This window comes from Peptoniphilus gorbachii, assembly GCF_016908115.1.
Classification (GTDB): Bacteria; Bacillota; Clostridia; order Tissierellales; family Peptoniphilaceae; genus Peptoniphilus_A; species Peptoniphilus_A gorbachii.
Genome location: NZ_JAFBDH010000005.1, coordinates 68,542 through 90,119 on the forward strand (window position 1 = coordinate 68,542; position 21,578 = coordinate 90,119).

Consider the following 21,578-nt stretch of genomic DNA (forward strand, 5'->3'; position numbering starts at 1 on the left):
CCTACTACATGAGCGTTCCAAAGAGTATTGATCCTATAACAAGTATTATTCCTCCACCAAGTCTTGATGAAAGTTGTGCATAAGAAATTAAATCCATTCTGTCAGCTGCTCCAAGAACTGCCAAGTCACCAGATCCACCTCTGTTAGCCATACAAAGTCCTGCAGTAACAGCAGAGTCAACAAAGAAGAATCCTACAAGGTGTCCAACAAATCCTGAACCAATAACAGCACCGATTACAATTAGAAGAGCCATAACAACATTTCCAAAAGTAATTGCAGCTACAAGTTCGTGTAGGTCAGTTTCAACACCAACCCCAACCATAATTAAGATTACAATGTTTTTTGTAAAGAAAGATTGAATTTCCTTAGCAGCTTGTCTAAGTGATCCAGGAACAATTCCAAGTCCATTAGCAAGAGCAACAATAATAATCATAAAGGCAAAGGGATGAATTGGCACTGAAGGAACTAGTGGATCCCAAAGCTTATCAGCTACAAGTCTACCTAGTTGGTAGAAAGTAAGTCCCATTAAAATTGCTCCAGCGTAGTCCTTTAATTGTGTTGTGAACTTTTCTTCATTTTGTTCAATTTCAGGAGCTGATCTCATAAGAGTTTTCTTGTCTCCTGTAAGGCCTGGCTTACTGTTACCAATCTTATTTAAAATACCACCGGCAATAATAGCGAAGATATTTGCAATTGTAAGAATTGAAATAGCAAAGCCGTAGTAGTTTGCAGCAGCATCTCCAGTAACTCTTTCATAAATTTGACTTAGAGGAACTGCACCTGCACCGTTACCTCCACCCATTACTGGAAGAACATACTTTAAAACAGTTTCAGATGGAGAAACTCCAAAGAAAAGTCCCCCAATAATACCAAGAATGGCAGCACCTAAAACTCCACCAAGGATTGCTGGAATATATCCTGCAAAAGACTTGATCATAAGATCTCTATTAAGTCCTAGAAGTGAACCAGAGATAAGCATTATGATAAAGAAGTTTAATAGTCCCATAGGCTTTGAGTTAACAGCTGAAATAAGTTCTACATATTCTTCTGGTATAACATTTAGATAAACTAGAACTGCTGTACCTAAGAAGGCAAGAACAAGTCCACCACCAACATAAGTATTCCAGATTGGAATAATCTCTCCAATTTCATATAAAATAATACCTATTGCGAACATAAGGGCAACGCCGCCCGCTAAATCTTTTGACAAAACTCCCGTGTATGTTGCTATGAAAACAATTATTGCTAAAACCAATAACATTGGAAGGTTAAGTCCAAAATATTTTTTCTTCATAGAAAAAACCTCCTTTAATCTACCTCTATAATACCCCAGGGATAGATTCTTATGCAATAAGATAAGCCTCATTCTTAGAGATTTGATGCAACTATTATGTTGTTGATGCAACAAATTTTTTTTGTGGTAACGCTTTTAAAATCCTAATAAATTTTAAAAAAGCAAGTCCAATGCTTGCTTTCAATATAAAATATTAAGTTAATATTTTTAATTTTTGCTTTTATAATTTTTTAAAATTTCTCTTACTTTTTTCTCTAACTCATCTTGCCTATGTCTTTCTTTTTTGATGCAAGTTCTTGCTATGTCATCACAAATTATACATTTTCTCTCAGAAAGTCCAAGGCTTGACCTTGAAATTTGTTTAAAGTCCCTGTCATAGATATCTATATCAAGAAGCCTTCCTTCCCTACTTTCTTCTTCAAGACCAATCATTTTTTCCTTTATAAATTTTCCCTCGCCATTAAGAACTGCAAGGTATTCCATACCTGTGTCAAGATTATTATATTCTTCCCATAAAATTTTTATATCTTCTTTTTCTAAAATATTTTTTATCTTTTTTATAAGTTTTTCGTGAAAAATAACTGCGTCTTCAAAATTTTTATCTTCGCCAGGAATATTTAACATAAAAGATAAAACTGGCAAATTATATTTTTCCGTCAAGGCTTTTATCTTGTAATATCTCTTTTCCTTTGCATCAAGCATTTTTTGCATGGCAATAATTTTAGAGTCTTTCATTAATAATCCTCTGTCCTTCCTCTGATTTTAATGCCTTAATTGTGGCATCAGGTAAAAACTTATAGGCTTCTTCAAATTTTTTTTCTTTTAAAAGTTTTCTAACCTTAGAAGCAGAAATTACTTCGCCGTCACTTTCTATTCTAAGTATTTCTATTAGCTCAACTCCATAATCTGGGAGAATCTTCTTCATGGTTTCATTGTAATTTTTTGTCACAAGGTCCTTATCTTCTGTGCCAACAAATCTCTTTTTTATCTTTAAGGCTTTGGCAAAGTATCTTCCAAAAATTTTTGTGTCAAGCTCTGAATAGGCCTTTAAAACTGTCTTTTCATCCTTATAAAAATATGTTGGAAAGGTGTTTTTTGAAATGATGTAATCATTGCCTTTATGGAGAATTACATTGTCAAACTTAGATACTTCCTCTGCCACAATTTTATATCTAAATTCATAGGGAAAAGTTGAGCCATCTTCTTCCACCATAAAAATATGAAGAAGGTCTGTCATTTTTCTCGCCTCTTCAATTAAATAGAGATGCCCCTTAGTCATGGGATTTGCATTTATTACTATTGCACCAGACTCTCTATCATCTTCCATATTTTTTAAAATTTCATAAAGTTTTTCTATTTTATTGTCAAGAAGTGCCACATCTTCTGTTTCTTCAACAAGAGAAAAGCCAAAGTCAGAAAATATTTTTATATTTTTTGGCTTTGTAAAAATAAAGAGGTGTTTGTTGCCTATTTCATACTCATGATCTATTAGCCTTGTTATTATTGCATTTGTTATGCCCATGCCCTGATAAGTTTCGTCAATGGCAAAACACTTTAAGACCCTTCCAGCAGCTGAGCCTGTGCCAATAATTTTTTCTCCGTCAAAGGCTGCAATTGTATACTCAACATCTCTTTCATAATTTATGTTAAAGTCCTTTAAAAATTTTTCAATTTTCTTTTTTTCGAATTTCATCACTTGTCTGTATTCAATCACAATAATCCTCCAATAGATAAAAATAAAGAGTTAAAATTAAAAAGTCGGCACAGCCACCAGGACTTAAATTTTTTCTTTTAAATTCATCATTTATTTTTTTTATTTCCATCATGCCTTCTGAAGTTTCGTAAAGCTTATTCTTTAGCACATACTTTGCCTTATTCTTTGAAAATTCAAGTCCCTCTAGTCCGCCTCTTTTTATTATATTTGAGTCCTCAATAAAGGACATATAATAATAAAGAGTGCCTGTAAGGGCATAGTCAAAGTTTATATTTTTCTCTATCTTTTTTAAAAAATCTAGGCCAAGAAGGGCCTTTTTAAAGCCTTCTTCAGCTTCTTCTCTTATGCCCTTTGATCCGTATTTTTTAAAATTTTCTTCTCCATGACTTGTGGCAACTTTTTTATTTAATTCACTGGTAATTCCCCTATTTAAATAGGAAACTCTTGAAATAATTTTTTCAAAAGAAAAATTTTCTCTTTTAATTTCAATTGCAGTGGCATAGACCATAAGACCTAGAGAAAAAATGATTCCCTTGTGGGTGTTTGCACCTTTAGTCGCTTCTCTCATCTTTTTTTCATAAATCACGCCAAATTTTCTAAGCTCTTTATAATCTTCTCCCTCTGACTTTTCGCCAAGTTCATAGGCAATTTTAAAGTAGTCGTGAAGAACTAAAGCCGACTTAAAAAAATCTATGTAATCCATATCCACATGGGCTCCTTTATCTATTAAAGTTACAAGACCAGGCTTTGGACTTAGTGATACTTCATAGAAAAGCGCATAAGTAGATATTCTCGCAATAATATCTGAATTTAACATAATCCCTCCACTTTCATTATAATAAATAAAAAAAATTTCATCTACTTATTATTTTTGTAACTATAACATCTAAATTTTGATAGATTTTAAATTTTATTTAATGAGAAACTTTATAAAAAAAAAGACCGAGCTCGCCCCGGTCTTAAAATCTTTTTGGATTATTTATGAATATTCTAAAATATACTTATCAAGTTATTTTTTAATTTATAAAAGATTATTTAATTTCAATCTTTTTATTTTTCTTTTCATCAGCTTTTTTAGGAATTGTAATTTCTAGGATTCCACCTTCAAGCTTTGCAGTCATATTTTCTTGGTCAACGTCTTTAAAGAACATTCTTCTCATCATTTTTGAAGATTTTCTTTCTCTATGAATATAATTTTTTTCTTTGTTTTCGTCATTAACTTCTTCATTTTTTTCAGCTGAAATTGTAAGTTTGCCATCTTCAAAATCTACATCAATTTCATCTTTAGAAAATCCAGGAAGTTCAGCTTCTACTTTGTAGTCCTTATCTTCGTCAATAACATCAACCTTAAAAGTAGCAGATCTCATTGCCCTTTGAGGTGTAAAATCATCGTTAAAGAAAGAATCTATCATGTCATAAAAATCATCAAATCTTGCATCTCTCAAATAATTTTTTTCATATGGTCTAATACTCATTTAAAAACTCCCCTTTATATTATTATTATTAGCAGCCAATTACCTCATCTGCTAACTATCTTTAGTATAGGTTATAGGTCAAAGAATGTCAATAGTTTTTTTGACTATTTTTGACCTTTTTAAAGATTTTTATTAGAAAAGCTATCCAACTATATTAAAAGTATTTAAGACGGCTTCTTTTAAAGAATATCTTCACTAAAATTTTTCTTATAAATAATAATTATTTGCCAAGAATTTTTTCATAAAAAAAAAGAAGGCACCTGCCCTCTTTTTATAAAAATTTAAAATTGTGTGTCGTTATAATTTGCTTTAAATACATAGAAGTTTTGGTTTAGTTCTGTAATTATTTGCTCTTGATGTGCCTTGTCCTTTGTATCTACAACAACACTTACTATCATTGAGTCAATTGTATCGCCAACTACATCTATGTTTTGACCAATCTTAACTATATTTGCGCCTTCTCTTTCAAATAATTTTGCCATCTTAGTCATTTCGCCTGGTTGGTCATTTAATTTAATTTTAAGTTCCATCCTTCTATTAGTTTTAAATAGACCCTTTTCAATAACTTTGGAAACTCTTGTTACATCAATGTTGCCACCAGAAAGTACACAACAAACTTTTTTGCCCTTGTGGCTAAACTTTTTATACATTAAGGCTGCCACTGTTGATGCTGCTGCTCCTTCTGTTATAATTTTATTTTTTTCAAGAAGTGTAAGTATTGCTGAAGAAATTTCTCCTTCTGTTACTAGGACTATGTCATCAACATATTCTTTTACTAGGTCAAAGGTAAGTTTTCCTGGAGTTTTTACTGCTATACCATCGGCAATTGTTGAACCGCCTTTTACAGTTATAATTTTTCCCTCTTTAATTGATTCATACATACTTGGAGAAATTTTTGTTTGCACTCCAATTATTTTTATATTTGGGTTAATGCTTTTTGCTGCAACTGCAATTCCAGAAATAAGCCCACCGCCGCCAATTGGCACAACAATTATATCTGTATCAGGAAGTTTTTCTAAAATTTCAAGTCCAATAGTTCCTTGTCCTGCTATAACTTTTTCGTCATCAAAGGGAGCTACAAAAGTTAAACCTTCTTCTTTAGAAAGTTTTGCTGCATAGGCTGCTGCATCATCAAAAGAATCTTTAACAAGTTCTACTTCTGCGCCATAATTTTTTGTTGCTTGAACCTTTGAAAGTGGTGCATGAAAAGGCATACAAATAATTGATCTTATTCCTCTTTCAGTAGCAGACTTTGCTACGCCTTGTGCGTGGTTACCAGCAGAACAAGCTACAACTCCCTTTTCTGCTTCTTCATCAGTAAGAGTTGCAATTTTATTGTAAGCTCCTCTTAATTTAAAAGAGCCTGTGTCTTGCAAAACTTCTACCTTTAAATATACATCTTCGCCTAGGTTTGGTGCATAAACTATTGGAGTCTCTTTAATGTGACCCTTTAATCTCTCTTTAGCATCATAAATTTCTTTAACATCCATACTATTCTCCTTCTTTCTTATGATGGACTATACTAACAAATTTATCATCTTCTAAAATTTTTCTAACCCTTTTTTCAAAATCCATGCGACTCATCCAAATAAGTCTTTCACATCCCAGGCACTTTAATTTGATATCTGCACCCTTTCTCACAATCTCCCATCTATTTTCACCACAGGGATGTCCCTTTTTAAGTGTTACAATGTCTCCAAGATTATAGTAAAGCATTGTCATCCTCCCTTTTAATTAATTCATTTCTAACAATTGGCATTTTAATATTTTCTCTTTGCATAGTCTTTAAAATTTCTGATCTAATTGCATATTCAAGTTCATACTGTTGACCCTGCTTTGTATAGTAAACTAGGCTCATTTTATAAGCATCCTTGCCATTTTCAGTGACTCCCCAAAGATCTGGCCCAAGTATTAATTCTTTGCTATCTTTATATTTTTTAAGAGCTTCATTTATTTTTTCTTCTACAAAAGAAGGATCAGAAGAATTATCTAAATAAAAGTCAATTCTAGTTCTAACATTTGCCCTTTGTTTGTTTGAAACAACAGAAATATTGCTGTTGGGAATTATGTGAAGAATTTTACTAAAGTCGCGAATTTTTGTGACTCTAAGACCAAGGTCTTCTACTATTCCTTCAATTTCATTTATTTCAACTAAATCACCAACAGAATATTGGTCTTCAAAAATAATAAAAAAACCATTAATAAAGTCCTTTACAAGACTTTGTGCACCAACACCTATTGCCAGTGAAAATACACCTAGAGTTGCAAGAATTGGTGCAATAGAAATTTTAAAGGCGCTCATGATTATTGTTATGCCTACAAAAATTAAAACTATTTTTAAAATTTTCTTTATAATATTTGTAAGAGTTACAATCCTGTTGTAGGATCCTTTTGCCTTTATTTTTTCTGAATTTAATTGTCTATTAATAAAACCATCTAGGACCTGAATAATTATAAAAATTCCAATTATTATGGCTCCCACTACAGCAAGTCTTTGCCAAGAGCCAAGTCCAGCAAAGGTTGACTGAAGCGCCTTATCTGCTTCATTTGCAACAGCGTCAGTATTTTTTTCTAAATTCACTTTACACCTCTTTATAAGTTGTCTCTATTTTATTGTCATCTTCTCTCACTGAATTTGAATTAACTACAGAATAAAGATTTAGCTCTCCATTTCTAAGGGCGCCAATTAAAAGTCCGTTGATTTTAATTTTGTCCAGAGAATATCCAAGTCTTGTGTAAAACTCTCCCCGATTTCCTATTTCTCCACCAACATCACTTGGTCCATAAACATAAATTGAACCAGAGACATTTTCCATTTTATTTACATTGGCTGCAATAATTTTTTTCTCGCCAGCCTTTAGAGAATAATTGTATTTCGTTATTATTCCTGAATGAAGAATATAAGTATCTCTTCCCTCTACTAAAACATCAGATACATTCGGGATTTTTTCCTCGTAAACTTTTCCTTCATCCATAAATCTATAAATTGACTTATCTGTAAGTGCAAGTACAGATCTTTTGTCCTTTTTCACAAAAAATGCAATTTCATGATTCAAAGCTTGGCTTTTTTTATTTCCCTTGTGAAGAGAATAAAGAATAGAAGAATAACCACTGGCATCATTTTTTATCTCTGCCACACAAAGATTTTTTGAATCTAAAATATCATGACTTAAAATTTGATTTCCAGTTTTGTAAATTTCTGTCAAAGTGGAATCATTGCCCATTAAATACAAAATTTCGTTTTTATCATCGATTACATGAAAAATAATATTTGCATTTTCGTAAGTAATATTAAAAACTTCTCCCTTTACATCTGTTGTTGAAAGAAGTTCACCCATTTCAGAATACATGTGAACTTTACCTAAGTCTTTTTCATACAAAAAAGCGTAATTGTTAGCAAAAAATGCCTCCATATTTTCATCTTCTCTTTGTATTTTTTTTATAATATTTCCATTTCTATCTGTTATGTATAAAACAGAATCAGTCCACAAAAAAACTGACTTAGATGATATGCTAAAATCCTTTATTGGTTCATTAACACTTACACCTTTAAGTCTAACTATGGTTCTGTCCTTAGAAAAATTTTTGTGATTAAAATATATAAATCCAAAAAAGATTAATAATAAAGCTAAAATTATTGCGTGATTTTTCTTTAATTTCAAAATATCACTCCCAAACTAATTATAACATTTATAATTTTATTTTTGCATTTTTTTGCAACAAAAAAGAGATGCTGGCACATCTCTTAAAATACTTAGATTTATTAAATTTTTTTATTTAAAACTAGGGCTCCAATTAAGACAAATATTAGTCCAAAAACTATATAAATTGTAAGTTCTTCTCCAAGAACTAAAATAGATAAAATTGTCCCAAAAATTGGCACAAATAATTTATAAATTCCAAATTCGCTAGAGCTATGTGCTTGAAGTATTGATGTCCAAATTGTAAAACCTGTTGCCGAAATAAAAGCTCCATAGCATAACATTAAAAATAAGACAAAGTCAAAGTTTACATTAGACTTATGAGTGATAGCACCAATAATTATAAGTGGAGTTGCTCCAATAAGAAATTGCAAAAAAGTCATTAATAAGGCATTTTGTCCTCTTCCATATTTTCTTATTAAAACTGAGGCTAAGGCATTTAAACTTGTTGCAATTAAAACAAATCCTTCGCCTGTAAGATTAAAGTTAAAGCCACCTACATCTCTTAAATTTATTATGAGTATTCCTATAGAGCCAATAATTAGGGCAGCTATTTTTCTTGCTGTAAGTTCTTCATCTCCTATAAAAATTACTGAAAATATAACAATTAGAAAAGCATTGGAAGCTTGAATAACTGCTGCAAGTGAGCCTAAGGTGTTAGAAAGTCCAATGTAGTAAAACATGTATTGCAGACAGGTTTGTATCATAGCAAGTAAAAATATAAATTTAAAATTTATCTTTTCTCTTTCTACTTTTTCCTTGTTAAAAATTAAAAAGTAAATAAAGGTCAATATGCCAGCCATAAAAAATCTAATTCCTGCAATTAAAATTTTCCCACCAGTATCATCAGGAAGTATGCCTGCATGAAGGTAAGTCACTTTTATTAGAGGAATTGCAGAACCCCAAAGTAACATTACAAAGAGCGATAAAATTATTGCCCATTTTTTTTCTTTAATTAAGTTCATCTTTACCTCTTCCTTTTTCTCCAATAAAAAAGGAGGTTGCCCTCCTTTATTTTTTATTTTAAAGTTCTTCTATCTTTCTCTTAATATTTTCTGCTGTGAAGCCAAATCTTTCAAAGACTTCAGAGCCTTTTCCACTTGCACCAAAGGTATCAATGGAAATTGCCATGCCCTTCATTCCAATGTACTTGTGCCAGCCAAAGGATGAAAGTGCTTCAAGAGAAATCCTCTTAGTAATATTTGAAGGAAGAATTTTTTCCTTGTATTCAGAAGATTGCCCATCAAAAAGTTCCATAGAAGGCATTGAAACTACACGCACTCCCTTTAAGTTTTTGGCTGCTTCTAGAGCAAGTGAAACTTCAGAACCTGTTGCAATTACAATTTTTTCAAGTTCGCCCTCTTCTTCTTTAATAATGTAGGCGCCCTTCATAATATCTCTAGATGAGTTTTCAAGTTGTGGCAAGTTTTGTCTTGAAAGAGCAAGAATAACAGGTGTGCTCTTAGAATTAAAGGCAAGGTTAAGCGCTGCTGCAGTTTCTCTTCCATCAGCTGGTCTTAAAACAATGACACCAGGAATTGATCTTAGCATTGCCAAGTGTTCAATTGGTTCATGTGTAGGCCCGTCTTCTCCAACTCCAATGGAGTCGTGAGTAAAGATGTAGACATTTGGCAAGTTCATTAGGGCAGCAAGTCTAATTGTTGGTTTTAAATAATCACTAAATACTAAAAATGTTGCCGCATAAGTTTTTAGTCCGCCGTGAAGTAGGATTCCATTAGTGATGGCTCCCATGGCATTTTCGCGAACGCCAAAAGTTAAGTTTCTGCCAGATCTATTTTCAGCTGAAAAATATTCTTCTCCCTTTAACATAGTCTTATTTGATGGACCGAGGTCTGCTGAGCCACCAAAAATGTGAATATTATCTTTTGCAATTTTATTTAAAACTTCTCCAGATACGCTACGAGTTGCCATGTCCTTTTCGAAGGAATCGTAGTAGGAATCTTCTAATAATTCTTTTTTTTCTGGACTAAAGGCTGCCTTATAGTCTTCATATTCCTTTGGATATTTCTTTGCATATTCTTCTTCAATTTTTTTCTTTTCAGTAGCTTTTTTAGTATTTTCTTCCACGATTTTTTTGAAGTGGTCTCTAACATCATCTGCCACATAAAAATCTTGGTCAGGAAGTCCAAAAAATTCACGAGTTGACTTTCTATTTTCCTTACCAAGTGGTTCGCCGTGAGCCTTTGCAGAGTCTTCTCTAGGTGAGCCGTAGCCAATTTTTGTCTTCACTTCAATTAGTGCCGGTCTTTCTGATTTTTTTGCCTCTGCAATTTTTTCATTTATTTCATCTAAATTATTTCCATCTTCTACAAGGAAAGTGTCCCAGCCAAGAGCTTCATATCTCTTTCTCACATCTTCTGAGAAGGCAAGGTCAGTTGAGCCTTCAATGGAAATTTTATTTGAATCGTAAAGGACAATTAATTTACTTAATTTTAAAGTGCCTGCAAGGGAAGATGCTTCGTTGGAAATTCCTTCCATTAAACATCCGTCGCCAACTAGGGCATAAGTATAGTGGTCTACAAGTTTTAAATCATCTTTGTTGTAAAGGGCTGCAAGTTTTTCTTCTGCAAGGGCCATTCCAACTGCCATAGAAATGCCTTGACCAAGAGGACCAGTAGTTGCTTCAACTCCCCTAGTGTGATTATACTCTGGATGACCTGGAGTCTTTGAATCAAGTTGTCTAAAGTTTTTTAAATCATCAAGGCTTAAACCGTAATCAAATAGATAGAAAAGAGAATATAAAAGAGCAGAACCATGTCCTGCAGACAAGATAAATCTGTCCCTATTTTTCCAATCTAAATCCTTAGAATCTCTTACTAAGTGATTTTTAAAAAGTGCATAAGCCATTGGGGCAGCACCTAGTGGAAGACCAGGGTGACCTGAGTTTGCACTTTCAATTTGATCCACTGACAGCATTCTTATAGTATTAACTGCTTTATTTTCGATATTCAAAATTCCACTCCTCACTCAACTGAATTTTTATCTCTCATAACTGCTAACAAAAACTTTGGCAAATCAATTTGCCTCTTTAACCTAGATGGGTTTTTTATAAGCCTGTAGAGCCACTCCAGCCCAAGCTTAATAAAAATCTCTGGGGCCCTATTTGCCCTGCCAGATAAAATATCAAGGACTCCACCATTTCCAATAATAACTTTTGCTTTTAAATCATCTTTAAATTCGTCAATCCACTTTTCCTGACGGGGAAACCCAAAACCGACAAAGATGATGTCAATGTCATTAGCATTTATATCTTCAATTATCTTTTTTTCTTCCGGCGATGTCTCGCCATCTATCTTAGAGTTAAAATAGCCATTGTGATAAGCTGCCACATGAAGATTTTTATACTTTTCATTGACGGACTTTGCAGCATCTTCTGCCACACCTTCCTTGCCACCTAAAAAATATAAATTAAGTCCCATCTCATCTGCCAGCTCAAGAAGTTTAATAGAAGTATCAAAACCTGTGACTCTTTCTTTTAAAGGCTTCTTTCTCATCTTTGATGCGTGGATAAGACCAATGCCATCAGCTAAAATTAAATCGCCAGAATTAATTAAATGTCTAAGCTTTTCATCTCTCTTGGCTGCCATGACAATCTCAGTGTTTGGCGTGTAAATTTTTTTAAGACCCTCTGTCTTTAAGAAGTCTCTTAAAATATTTTCACACTCTTTATTATCAATGTTAAAAATTTCAACTCCAAAAATTTTTATTTTTTCCATATATCTCTCCGCTAATAAGTTTATCACATAGCTAGCCCTATTTCTATAAATAAATAATTTTGCAAACGCTAAAGAATTTAGAGAATTTTTTTCAAAAGAAAAAGACTAGATCAAAGGAGACCTAGTCTTTTAAATATGTATGCTGTTCAATATTTCATCGCTAAACTTACTTTTACTGCAGCGTCAACCTCATCCATAACGTCTTTGTCGAATTTACCAATTTTCTCTCTCAACCTCTTTTTATCGATTGTCCTTAACTGTTCCAAAAGAATTACAGAATTTTTTGGAAGCGGAACATCTTTAGCTCTCACATTAACATGGGTTGGTAACTTCGCCTTGTTAAGTTGAGATGTAATTGCCGCAACAATTGTAGTAGGCGAGTACTTATTACCAATGTCATTTTGAACAACAACTACGGGCCTTACTCCTCCCTGTTCAGAACCAATAACTGGAGACAGGTCGGCATAGAATATATCCCCTCTTTTTATCATCATAATTTTTCACCTTTTAGGCGAGAGAGATTTTAAAGATTGAACTATGAACAACCTTTATAACATTCTATCACAATTTTCATAAATATATACAAATAATAGAAATTAATTTTATTTTTTACAAATTTTTAATAAATTTATTTCAAATACATTGGCATGACAAAATTTATTGCAATCATAATAAGTAAAGGAATTGTATATTTCCTTGTTTCCTTTAAATTATATTTTGTTCCTCCTGGTAGGTAGTGAACAATTGCCGGTGCAAAAACTACTACAAACCAGAGAACTTGTACATAGATTGGTCCTCTAAACTGTTGCAAAAAATGTGCCACTCCAGTGATTGCAAGATATGTATAAAAAAGATCTAGGGCAAATAAAATTATAAAAAGTATTTTTCTATTTTTAAACATAATAACTCCTTTACATTGACATCCTAACCATGAAAATTGTAAATAAAATTAAAACTACTACATAAATACCCATGGCTATTTTGTATCCCTTGCTCCAATTGTCCCTCTCTTTTTTTATCCAAATCAAATTTAAAACAAGATCCAACAAACCGGGCAAGGCTACAATTATTGGACTTCTATGATTTTTGAGAGACTCTGACATTGTAATTAGGACAAAAATGTTTAGGATCTGCCAAAAGGCATGAACCTTAAATGGATATGATTTCATAAAATTTCTTCATCTACCTTCATTTTTATAATAAATTAATTTTCGGCTCTTTTAATATTTACATGTAAACATTTAATCAGAGTTCGGGTTACCTTACTTTAATTTTATTATAAATCAAAAAAACACACAAATTTATTTTTCTTCAAAATTTTTAAATACTGTGCTTAGGTTTTCTATTAAGTCCCTTGCCCTTAGGCTGGTCTTGGAATTTTTTCTTGCGTAAATGTCACCTGAAAGTCCATGAACATAAACTCCCAGCCTTGCCGCATCAAACAGGTCATAATTTTTCATAAAGGCAGAAATTATTCCCGTCAAGACATCACCTGAGCCTCCACTTGCCATGCCAGAGTTTCCAGTTTTATTTATATAGACCCTTTCGCCATCTGTGACAATAGTCTTGTGTCCCTTTAAAACCAAAATCACCTTATATTTTTTTGCAAAATCAAGAGCAAGTCTTTCGCGATTATTTTTTATCTCTTCAAGGGATAAGCCAGTTAGCCTAGCAAATTCTCCTTCATGGGGAGTTAAAATTGTAGTAAAATTTTTTCTCTCTTCCAATAAATTTAGATTCTTTGACAAAATATTTAGTCCGTCAGCATCTATTAAGAGATTTTTTTCTGTCCCTATTATTTTTTCAAAAACACCTTTGGCATATTCGCCAAGACCCATGCCTGGTCCCATAGCTAGGCAGTCAAGTCCTCCTAAAAATTTTTCCATTTCATCTAGGTCGTCAAAGGACTTTGCAATAGGCTCAATGAATTTTATGGACATGATGTCAAAAATTTCTCTTGGCACTATGTTATAGACTAGACCTGCCCCTGCTTTTAGGGCTGCATTAGATGACAGATAGGATGAACCAGTCATGCCAAGAGAGCCGCCCACTATGGCAATCTTTCCGAAGTCACCCTTGTGAGTTTCCTCATCTCTATTTTTCCAAAGGGCTTTTATTTCTCTATCTAATATTATTTTTTCATCAAAATTTTTTCTTGCAAGATCATCTTCACATAATTTTGCCACAGCCACTGCATAGTTTTTCTCGTGGCTAATAGAAATATAAAATTTTTTGTCAAAAACTTCTGCGTAGGGAGTATTTTCTATGTATTTTATTTTTATATCGTGAAAGGAAATTTTACCAATTCCCGTAGTCATTGCCTTTGCCACTGCTTCCTTGGCAGCGTACATTCCTGCTACCCTTTCATAAGGATTTTTTCTCTTCTCTATTCTTTTTATTTCATCTTCGTTAAAAACTTTTACGAGAAAATTTTCATGGTCAGCCATTATTTTTTTTATTCGATTTACTTCTACTATATCTATGCCTATCAAAGTCTCACCCCATTTGACAATTTATTTATTTTCGATTATTATATCATAAATAGCATGAATATAAGACGGTGAAGATATACAGTAAGCGGAAGCTGAATTACAATATTGGAGTCTAATAATTTTTGAGGCCTCGGCGAAGAAAGGTGGTACCACGAATGCGTCCTTTCATCCCCCGGTCTCTTTTTATTTTTTTGGAGGAATTTATGGAAAATGTATATGATATTTTAAGTGAGAGAGGTTACCTGGACCAATGCACTTATGAAGATGAACTTAGAGAAATGCTTGGCAGAGAGCCTGTAACTTTTTATGTTGGCTTTGATGCAACTGCAGATTCTCTTACTCTTGGTCACTTCATTCAAATTAGAGTAATGCAACACATGCAAAGAGCAGGTCATATTCCAATAGCTCTACTTGGCGGTGGAACTACAACTATTGGCGACCCATCTGGCAAAAGCGACATGAGAACTCTCATGGACAGAAAGACAATCGACTACAATGCCAACAGATTTAAGGAACAAATTTCACAATTTTTAGATTTTTCTGAAGGAAAGGGCATCATTGAAAACAATGCCGACTGGCTTTTAAAGTTAAATTTCTTGGAATTTGTAAGAGAAATTGGTGTTCACTTCTCTGTTAATAGGATGCTACAATTTGACTGCTACAAAAACAGAATGGAACAAGGTCTTACTTTCTTTGAATTTTCTTATATGCTTATGCAGTCTTATGACTTCTTGTATCTATACAGAAAGCACCACTGCAAGCTAGAAGTTGGTGGCTCAGACCAATGGTCAAATATTTTAGGTGGCTATGAACTTGTAAGAAAATTAGAAAATGACAAAGTTTATGCCATGACCTTTAAACTTTTAACTACTGCAGCAGGTATCAAAATGGGCAAAACTATGGCTGGAGCAATTTGGCTTGACCCAGAAAAAACTACTCCATACGAAATGTTCCAATACCTAAGAAACTGCGACGATCGTGATGTAATTAAATTTATGAAGCTTCTAACTATGCTTCCACTTGATAAAATTGCTGAATACGAAAAATTAGAAGGTGCAGAAATAAATAAGGCAAAAGAAGCTTTGGCTTACGAAGTTGTAAAAGATGTTCACGGCGAAGAAGCTGCTAAGGCTGCCCTTGATGCTTCACATTCACTTTTTGGTGGAGAAAAAGATTCTGAAGACATTCCTGCAACAGAAATGCCAGCAGAAAAATTTGCTGAACCTGTTGGAATTTTAAATTTAATGACTGAACTTGGCCTTATTAAGACAAATTCTGAAGGCAGGAGACTAATAACTCAAGGCGGAGTTTCCCTTGACGATGAAAAAATAAGTGACCCTAAGCTTGAACTTACTAAGGATGATTTCAAAAATGGAGAAATTATTATTAGAAAGGGCAAGAAAGTTTACCACAAGGTTATTTTAAAGTGAGGTTAATATGAATTTAGAACCAAAAAAAGTTTTTGATTATTTTGAAAAATTAGCAGGAATTCCTAGAGAATCAGGAAATGAAAAAGCTGTCTCTGACTTTTTAAAAAAATTTGGAGAAGATGCTGGCTATAAAGTTTTTCAAGATGAATCTTTAAATATAATTATGGAAGTGCCTGCAACAAAGGGCATGGAAGATAGAGAAAAGGTGATCTTGCAAGGTCACATGGATATGGTCTGCGAAAAGGGCAAGGACTCAAAACACAATTTTGCAACTGATCCCATTGAACTAATTGTTGATGGCGACAAACTTCATGCCAATGATACAACTCTTGGAGCTGATGACGGAATTGGTGTTGCCATGGCAATGGCACTTGCAGAAGAAGAACATGGTCCCCTTAAAATTATTGTAACTGTATCTGAAGAAACTGATATGCATGGAGCAAAGGACCTTGAGGCAAAATATCTTGAAGGAAAATATTTAATAAACATAGACTCAGAAGAAGAAAGCATCCTAACAGTTTCATCTGCCGGTGGAAAATTACTTCACTCAAAATTAAAAGTTGAAAGAGAAGACTTTAGAGGAGAAGCCTTCTCACTTAAGCTTCACGGATTTTTAGGCGGCCACTCTGGCATGGAAATTGCCAACAACAAGGGCAACATGATAAAAGTTATTGCAGAAATTTTAAATAAAGTTGACGATGCAAAATTAATTTCCCTTGACTGCGGCACAAAACAAAATGCAATCCCGAGAGAAGGAAAAGTTTCTCTTGTGTGCGAGGAAAATAAATTAAAAGAAGCAATAGAATTTGCCAAGGATAAATTTAAGGGCGTTGAGGGAGAATTAATTATAGAATGTGAAAAAATTTCTCATGAAGGTAAAATAGTGACAGCAGAAGACACAGAAAAGCTTGCAAAATATTTACTAGAACTTCCAACTGGCCCTCACACTTTTATAAATGAAGCTAAAAAAGTTCTTGAATCATCATCAAATCTTGCCATAGCAAAACTTCTTGATGACACAGTAGAAGTTTTCGTTTCACTTAGATTTGCATCTTCTTCACTTTCTGAAGATTTTGGAAATATTTATTTAGACATTGTGAAAAAATTTGGCGCAGAAGCTGAATTTGAAAACCCATATCCTGAATGGGAATACAGAAAAGAATCTAAATTTAGAGAAATCGTAAAGAACATTTACAAGGAAATGAAGGGAGAAGAAATGGAAGAAGAGTTTACTCACGGTGGACTTGAATGTGGCGTCTTCTTCGAAAAAAATAGGGATCTTGACATAATTTCTATAGGACCAGACATAAGAGGAGCTCACTCACAAAAGGAAAATCTTTCAATTTCTTCAACAAAGAGAGTTTATGACCATCTTGTAAAAGTCTTAAAGGCTCTTTAATAAAAAAAATTATGGCTGTCGCGAGGCAGCCTTTTTTTATTGCAAAAAAAGAAACCCCTAGGGGTTTTCTATGTAGTAAATATATATTGGTTTATAAATTTTTTATGGCTATTACTTCGTTGTCATTTAAAATTAATTGGTCAGTAAGTGCTTCAACTATTAAAAGACCTCTGCCATTACATCTTTTTTGGGTACAATCATATAGAGATGTGTCAAAATCCACGCCTCTTCCTTCGTCTTTTACAATTATCTTTAAAGAATTCTTATCCAAAATTAGTTTTAAAAAGACTTTTTTGTTTAGATCTTCTTCATTGCCATGCATGGCACCATTTACAACTAATTCATTTAAAATAACTTTAATATCAAATAATTTTTCTTGGTCTCTAATAAAGGGATTTAAATCCCTTATAGCTGAATCTAAAAAGTTTTTTATTAATGATAAATCGCTATTAACAAATCCTTTGTATCTATATAAAGTATCCATAGTTCTCACTCCATCTACTTAGAAATTACCCAATACTTCTGCCCTTTAAACTCAAAATATTTTGCATAAATTTATTAATTTTAAAATTTTACTGTATTATATTTAGCAATTTGTTATAATGGAAATAGGCTTGAAAAAGCAATAAATTTTATTAGGAGGAAGATAAAATGAAAAAATACGAATGCTCACTTTGCGGATATATTTATGATCCAGCAGTAGGCGACGAAGAAAATGGTATAAAAGCAGGAACACCTTTTGAAAAACTTCCTGAAGATTGGGTATGCCCACTTTGTGGAGCTGAAAAATCTGATTTTGAACCAGCTGAATAATAAAATTAAAGGAGGCTTGTGCCTTCTTTTTTTTTGTAAAAATTTTATAAAAGAATAATTTTATAAAAGGACCTCTTTATATTTAATAAAGAGGCCCTTTTATTAATTCTCTTCTAAAATTTTTTTCCACTTGTCTAAGCTATCTAGCTCTTCTTTTGATAGCTCTGGAAACTGTGGATCCATTTCCTTTAATTTTTCTACAATTACTTCTGAAACTAAATATCTTGAAAACCACTTTCTGTCAGCTGGCACAATATACCATGGTGCTTTTTTTGTAGAAGTGTTAATTAACATGTCGGCATAGGCCTTCATATAATCGTCAAAATATTCTCTTTCTGTGATATCAGATGATGCAAACTTCCAATTTTTTTCTGGCCTGTCAATTCTCTCCATAAGTCTTTCTTTTTGTTCATCTTTAGAAACATGAAGGAAGAATTTTACAATTTTTATTCCATTGTTGGATAGGTATTCTTCAAAATTATTTATTTCTTCAAATCTATTTTCCCAAATATCCTTAGTAACTAAATTTTTTGGGAAGGGTTGGTCTAAGACAAGCTTGTGAACTCTTGATACAAGAACATCTTCGTAATGACTTCTGTTAAAAATTCCAATTTCGCCACGAGGAGGAAGATTTTTTGCAACTCTCCACAGATAGTCATGGTCAAGTTCATTTTCACTTGGTTTTTTAAAGGATACAACCTTTGTCCCCTGTGGATTTACTCCTGTCATAATGTGTTTTATTAAGGAATCTTTTCCTGCTGCATCCATAGCTTGAAGGACAATTAAAAGTGCTTGGTTGTTTTCTGCGTAAAGCCTTTCATGATATTCACGCATTTTCTCAATATTTTTAGGAATTAAAACTTCTTTAACTTCCTTTTTTTCAAGTTTTCCATGATAAGAAGTTGGCACATCATATAAATTTAATTTTTTCTTTTCTTTTACTAAATATTTTTCAGTATTCATTAGAAATTCGCCCTCTCTTTTGAAAAAATAATTGCTGCTTCAAGCATTTGAGTTGTTATTTGATGGGAAGTCATTTCAAAAATTTGAAAATCCAAAAGTTTTTTGTCCTTATAAACTTTTTCTATTTCCCTGGCAAAGGATTCTTGACCAGAAGGATCAATTACATCATCATCTTCGCCATTATATAAAACTATTGGTCTATCCTTAAAAATTTCTGGACTTTTCATTGGATCCATATCTAAGAAAAACTCATTGATTCTAAATTCTTCTTCCTTGATTTTATCTTGATTTTTAATTTTATTTACTGAATCTACAAGTTTTTCCCAGTTGTTTACTCCATTAAAGATAAATGCCATTTTTAAATCCTTTTTAAAAGCATAGAGACCACCAGCAGTTATGGCTCCCATAGAATGACCGCCAACTGCAATTTTGCTTTCTGGATATTTTTCCTCTAGGAAATTAAAAATTGAAGGCGCCTCTTCAATATTATGCATAATAACTTTTAAAATATATTTTGCTTCAATTTCTTTATCCCCATAATCAAGATCTAAATCATTTCTATCTCCATGATATCTTGCTTCAGGAAGAACTACTCTATATCCATAACTTGCAAAAATATTGGCTCTAAAAATTTGCCTTTCATTATTAGATCCCCAGCCATGATAAAAAACTATAGTCTTATCTGTTTTTTCTTTTGGCTCAATAATAAGAACTGGCACATGACCTATTTTTGTCTCTTCTATATTTGAATAATTCATTTTTAAATACTCCATAATACACCTCACCTACATTATATCCAAAATAAATCTAAAATAAAAATTTTATGGGATTTATTTTAGCTTCTCACATTAAGTGATATATTATTAAGGGTGATACTTTGAAATACGAATTAAGATATGAAGAAATTTATGAAATGATAAAAAAGGGAAAAAAAATAAGCTTTGTGGACATGAGAAGTCCCAAAGAATTTAATGACTATAAAATCCCAGGCGCAATAAACCTTCCCATACTTAATGATTATGAGAGAGAAATTGTTGGAAGGACCTATGTAAAAGAAAGCGTAGATAAGGCAAAGTATCTTGGCATAAATTTTGCCAAGGATAAACTCCCTTCCTTTTATGAAAAAATTATTGAGCTTACAAAAACTTATGATGAAGTTATCCTCTATTGTTCACGTGGCGGCTATAGGTCTCATGTATTTTTTAGCTTTTTAAGGTCTCTCGGCATAGATGTAAAAAAATTAATTGGCGGCTACAAGTCTTACAGAAAATATATTCATGACAATTTAGCTTCTTTAATAAGAGAAAAAGAATTTATAGTTCTCTGTGGCAAAACTGGCGTTGGAAAAACTGAAATTTTAAATAAATTAAAAAGTGCTTATCCTGTTTTAAATCTTGAAGAACTTGCCAACCACAGAGGCTCAATTTTTGGTGGTATAGGACTTACCCAACAGCCTTCACAAAAATATTTTGAGTCTCTTTTATTTGAAGCTTTAGATAATGACAAAAAAATTTTTTTCACTGAAGGAGAAAGCTCAAAAATTGGAAATATTCAGCTGCCAAAAATTTTAATTGAAAAAATTTCTTCTGGCAGAAAAATTATTATCGAAGACGAAATTGATAGTCGCATAAAAAGAATTAAGAGAGACTACAATCTTTCAGATAGAGATGAAATTTATAAATCTCTTCTAGAAATCAAAAAATTTATTTCTTCAGAAAAGGAAAAATTATATTTAGAAAAATTCCAGGAGGTCGACTACGATTTTTTAATAAGAGATCTTTTAATAAATTATTATGATCCTCACTACAAAAAAAATTACAGCAAGGATGATTTGCACCTGGCAAATAATTCTGCTGTAATAAAAAATATTTTAAATTTTAAAAATTCTATTTAACTTCCCAAGAAGGTGGTCTAACTCCTCTTTCTCTTAAAAACTCATTTGCACGAGAGAAGGGCTTTGAGCCAAAGAAACCTCTATTGGCAGAAAGTGGAGATGGATGCACACCTTCTATAATTAAGTGATTTTTATTATTTATAAATTTTTTGCGAGCCTTGGCGTGATTGCCCCAAAGTATGTAAACCACAGGCTCTTTTTTTTCGTTTATTTTTTCTATAACTGCGTTGGTAAAAATTTCCCAGCCAATTTTTGCATGGCTCATAGGTTCATGGGCCCTTACAGTTAAAGTTGTATTTAAAAGCATTATTCCTTCATCTGCCCAAGATTTTAAGTAGCCCGTCTTTGGTATTGCTAGACCTAGATCAGAATTTAATTCCTTATAAATATTTTGAAGTGAAGGTGGAATCTTCACTCCTTCCTTTACAGAAAAGGCAAGTCCATGAGCTTGACCAAAATTGTGATAGGGATCCTGACCAAGTATTAAGACCTTTAAGTCTTTGTAAGAAGTGTAGTGAAAGGCATTAAAAATATCTTCTGCCTTGGGAAAAATTTGATGATGTCTATATTCTTCTATTAAAAGTTTTCTAAGATTTTTGTAATAATCTTTTTCAAATTCTTCTTCCAATATTTCTTGCCAGTCATTTTTAAAAATTTCTTTCAAAA

Annotated in this window: 24 protein-coding genes; 4 read left to right on the forward strand and 20 right to left on the reverse strand. The window is 32.6% G+C overall.

Translation table 11 applies throughout. The annotated features are described in order from the left end of the window. Positions 1-4: 4 nt before the first annotated feature. From JOD41_RS05820 to JOD41_RS05895, 16 genes are all read right to left on the reverse strand, one after another. Positions 5-1,294 carry a 2-hydroxycarboxylate transporter family protein gene (locus JOD41_RS05820; protein WP_205051977.1) on the reverse strand — a complete coding sequence of 430 codons (1,290 nt, stop codon included), beginning with the start codon at positions 1,292-1,294 and terminating at the stop codon, positions 5-7. A gap of 207 nt (positions 1,295-1,501) precedes the next feature. Next, positions 1,502-2,029 (reverse strand): citrate lyase holo-[acyl-carrier protein] synthase, encoded by a 528-nt coding sequence (gene citX, locus JOD41_RS05825; protein WP_156701798.1) that lies wholly within the window; start codon positions 2,027-2,029, stop codon positions 1,502-1,504. Further along, complete coding sequence (gene citC, locus JOD41_RS05830; RefSeq protein ID WP_205051978.1) at positions 2,016-3,008, reverse strand: [citrate (pro-3S)-lyase] ligase; 993 nt, start codon at positions 3,006-3,008, stop codon at positions 2,016-2,018. The genes citX and citC overlap by 14 nt, the downstream gene beginning before the upstream one ends. Continuing rightward, positions 3,001-3,825: a triphosphoribosyl-dephospho-CoA synthase gene (locus JOD41_RS05835; RefSeq protein ID WP_205051979.1), complete on the reverse strand. Its 825-nt coding sequence runs from the start codon at positions 3,823-3,825 to the stop codon at positions 3,001-3,003. The genes citC and JOD41_RS05835 overlap by 8 nt, the downstream gene beginning before the upstream one ends. A 214-nt stretch (positions 3,826-4,039) precedes the next feature. Beyond that, positions 4,040-4,483, reverse strand: a complete 444-nt coding sequence (locus JOD41_RS05840) for an Hsp20/alpha crystallin family protein (protein ID WP_205051980.1) — start codon at positions 4,481-4,483, stop codon at positions 4,040-4,042. Between the two features lie 281 nt (positions 4,484-4,764). Further along, the gene (gene ilvA / locus JOD41_RS05845) at positions 4,765-5,973 is read right to left on the reverse strand and encodes a threonine ammonia-lyase (protein WP_205051981.1); all 1,209 of its coding nucleotides are present in this window, start codon (positions 5,971-5,973) and stop codon (positions 4,765-4,767) included. A gap of 1 nt (position 5,974) precedes the next feature. Then, entirely contained in the window at positions 5,975-6,199 is a 225-nt protein-coding gene (locus JOD41_RS05850; RefSeq protein WP_019108051.1) for a DUF951 domain-containing protein, read from the reverse strand. After that, positions 6,186-7,064: a mechanosensitive ion channel domain-containing protein gene (locus JOD41_RS05855; RefSeq protein WP_205051982.1), complete on the reverse strand. Its 879-nt coding sequence runs from the start codon at positions 7,062-7,064 to the stop codon at positions 6,186-6,188. Before JOD41_RS05855 ends, JOD41_RS05850 begins: the two co-directional genes overlap by 14 nt. 1 nt (position 7,065) lies before the next feature. Beyond that, positions 7,066-8,145 (reverse strand): hypothetical protein, encoded by a 1,080-nt coding sequence (locus JOD41_RS05860; RefSeq protein WP_205051983.1) that lies wholly within the window; start codon positions 8,143-8,145, stop codon positions 7,066-7,068. Positions 8,146-8,246: 101 nt separating this feature from the next. Beyond that, entirely contained in the window at positions 8,247-9,149 is a 903-nt protein-coding gene (locus JOD41_RS05865; RefSeq protein WP_205051984.1) for a DMT family transporter, read from the reverse strand. A gap of 58 nt (positions 9,150-9,207) precedes the next feature. Next, complete coding sequence (gene tkt / locus JOD41_RS05870) at positions 9,208-11,157, reverse strand: transketolase (protein WP_205051985.1); 1,950 nt, start codon at positions 11,155-11,157, stop codon at positions 9,208-9,210. Positions 11,158-11,168: 11 nt separating this feature from the next. Further along, a complete protein-coding gene (locus JOD41_RS05875) occupies positions 11,169-11,921 on the reverse strand; it encodes a WecB/TagA/CpsF family glycosyltransferase (protein WP_205051986.1) in 753 nt (250 codons plus the stop codon). A gap of 146 nt (positions 11,922-12,067) precedes the next feature. Beyond that, on the reverse strand, positions 12,068-12,415 hold the full coding sequence (locus tag JOD41_RS05880) for a type II toxin-antitoxin system PemK/MazF family toxin (protein ID WP_070611768.1): 348 nt from the start codon (positions 12,413-12,415) through the stop codon (positions 12,068-12,070). A 134-nt stretch (positions 12,416-12,549) separates the two neighbouring features. Next, positions 12,550-12,822, reverse strand: a complete 273-nt coding sequence (locus JOD41_RS05885; protein WP_205051987.1) for a hypothetical protein — start codon at positions 12,820-12,822, stop codon at positions 12,550-12,552. A 10-nt stretch (positions 12,823-12,832) separates the two neighbouring features. Further along, entirely contained in the window at positions 12,833-13,090 is a 258-nt protein-coding gene (locus JOD41_RS05890; protein WP_205051988.1) for a hypothetical protein, read from the reverse strand. Between the two features lie 132 nt (positions 13,091-13,222). Further along, the gene (locus tag JOD41_RS05895; protein WP_205051989.1) at positions 13,223-14,413 is read right to left on the reverse strand and encodes an NAD(P)H-hydrate dehydratase; all 1,191 of its coding nucleotides are present in this window, start codon (positions 14,411-14,413) and stop codon (positions 13,223-13,225) included. A 203-nt stretch (positions 14,414-14,616) separates the two neighbouring features. On the opposite strand from JOD41_RS05895, the gene tyrS reads away from it, so the two are divergent. Continuing rightward, positions 14,617-15,843, forward strand: coding sequence for a tyrosine--tRNA ligase (gene tyrS, locus JOD41_RS05900; RefSeq protein WP_205051990.1), 1,227 nt, complete (start codon positions 14,617-14,619; stop codon positions 15,841-15,843). 7 nt (positions 15,844-15,850) lie between these two features. Beyond that, positions 15,851-17,242: a beta-Ala-His dipeptidase gene (gene pepD / locus JOD41_RS05905; protein WP_205051991.1), complete on the forward strand. Its 1,392-nt coding sequence runs from the start codon at positions 15,851-15,853 to the stop codon at positions 17,240-17,242. Between the two features lie 91 nt (positions 17,243-17,333). Here the strand turns inward: pepD and JOD41_RS05910 are convergent, their stop codons facing one another. Next, positions 17,334-17,726, reverse strand: a complete 393-nt coding sequence (locus JOD41_RS05910; RefSeq protein ID WP_205051992.1) for an ATP-binding protein — start codon at positions 17,724-17,726, stop codon at positions 17,334-17,336. 167 nt (positions 17,727-17,893) lie between these two features. Here JOD41_RS05910 and rd point away from each other — a divergent pair, with 167 nt between their 5' ends. Continuing rightward, on the forward strand, positions 17,894-18,055 hold the full coding sequence (gene rd, locus JOD41_RS05915) for a rubredoxin (RefSeq protein ID WP_205051993.1): 162 nt from the start codon (positions 17,894-17,896) through the stop codon (positions 18,053-18,055). Between the two features lie 102 nt (positions 18,056-18,157). On the opposite strand, the gene JOD41_RS05920 is transcribed toward rd, so the two are convergent. Both JOD41_RS05920 and JOD41_RS05925 read right to left on the reverse strand, forming a co-directional pair. Further along, on the reverse strand, positions 18,158-19,018 hold the full coding sequence (locus tag JOD41_RS05920) for a polyphosphate kinase 2 family protein (RefSeq protein ID WP_205051994.1): 861 nt from the start codon (positions 19,016-19,018) through the stop codon (positions 18,158-18,160). Further along, positions 19,018-19,776, reverse strand: coding sequence for a prolyl oligopeptidase family serine peptidase (locus JOD41_RS05925; protein WP_239541076.1), 759 nt, complete (start codon positions 19,774-19,776; stop codon positions 19,018-19,020). The genes JOD41_RS05920 and JOD41_RS05925 overlap by 1 nt, the downstream gene beginning before the upstream one ends. 119 nt (positions 19,777-19,895) lie before the next feature. Between JOD41_RS05925 and mnmH the strand changes: the two genes are divergently transcribed. Continuing rightward, a complete protein-coding gene (gene mnmH, locus JOD41_RS05930; RefSeq protein ID WP_205051996.1) occupies positions 19,896-20,912 on the forward strand; it encodes a tRNA 2-selenouridine(34) synthase MnmH in 1,017 nt (338 codons plus the stop codon). On the opposite strand, the gene JOD41_RS05935 is transcribed toward mnmH, so the two are convergent. Next, positions 20,905-21,576, reverse strand: coding sequence for a uracil-DNA glycosylase (locus tag JOD41_RS05935; protein WP_205051997.1), 672 nt, complete (start codon positions 21,574-21,576; stop codon positions 20,905-20,907). The genes mnmH and JOD41_RS05935 overlap by 8 nt on opposite strands. Positions 21,577-21,578: the final 2 nt, after the last annotated feature.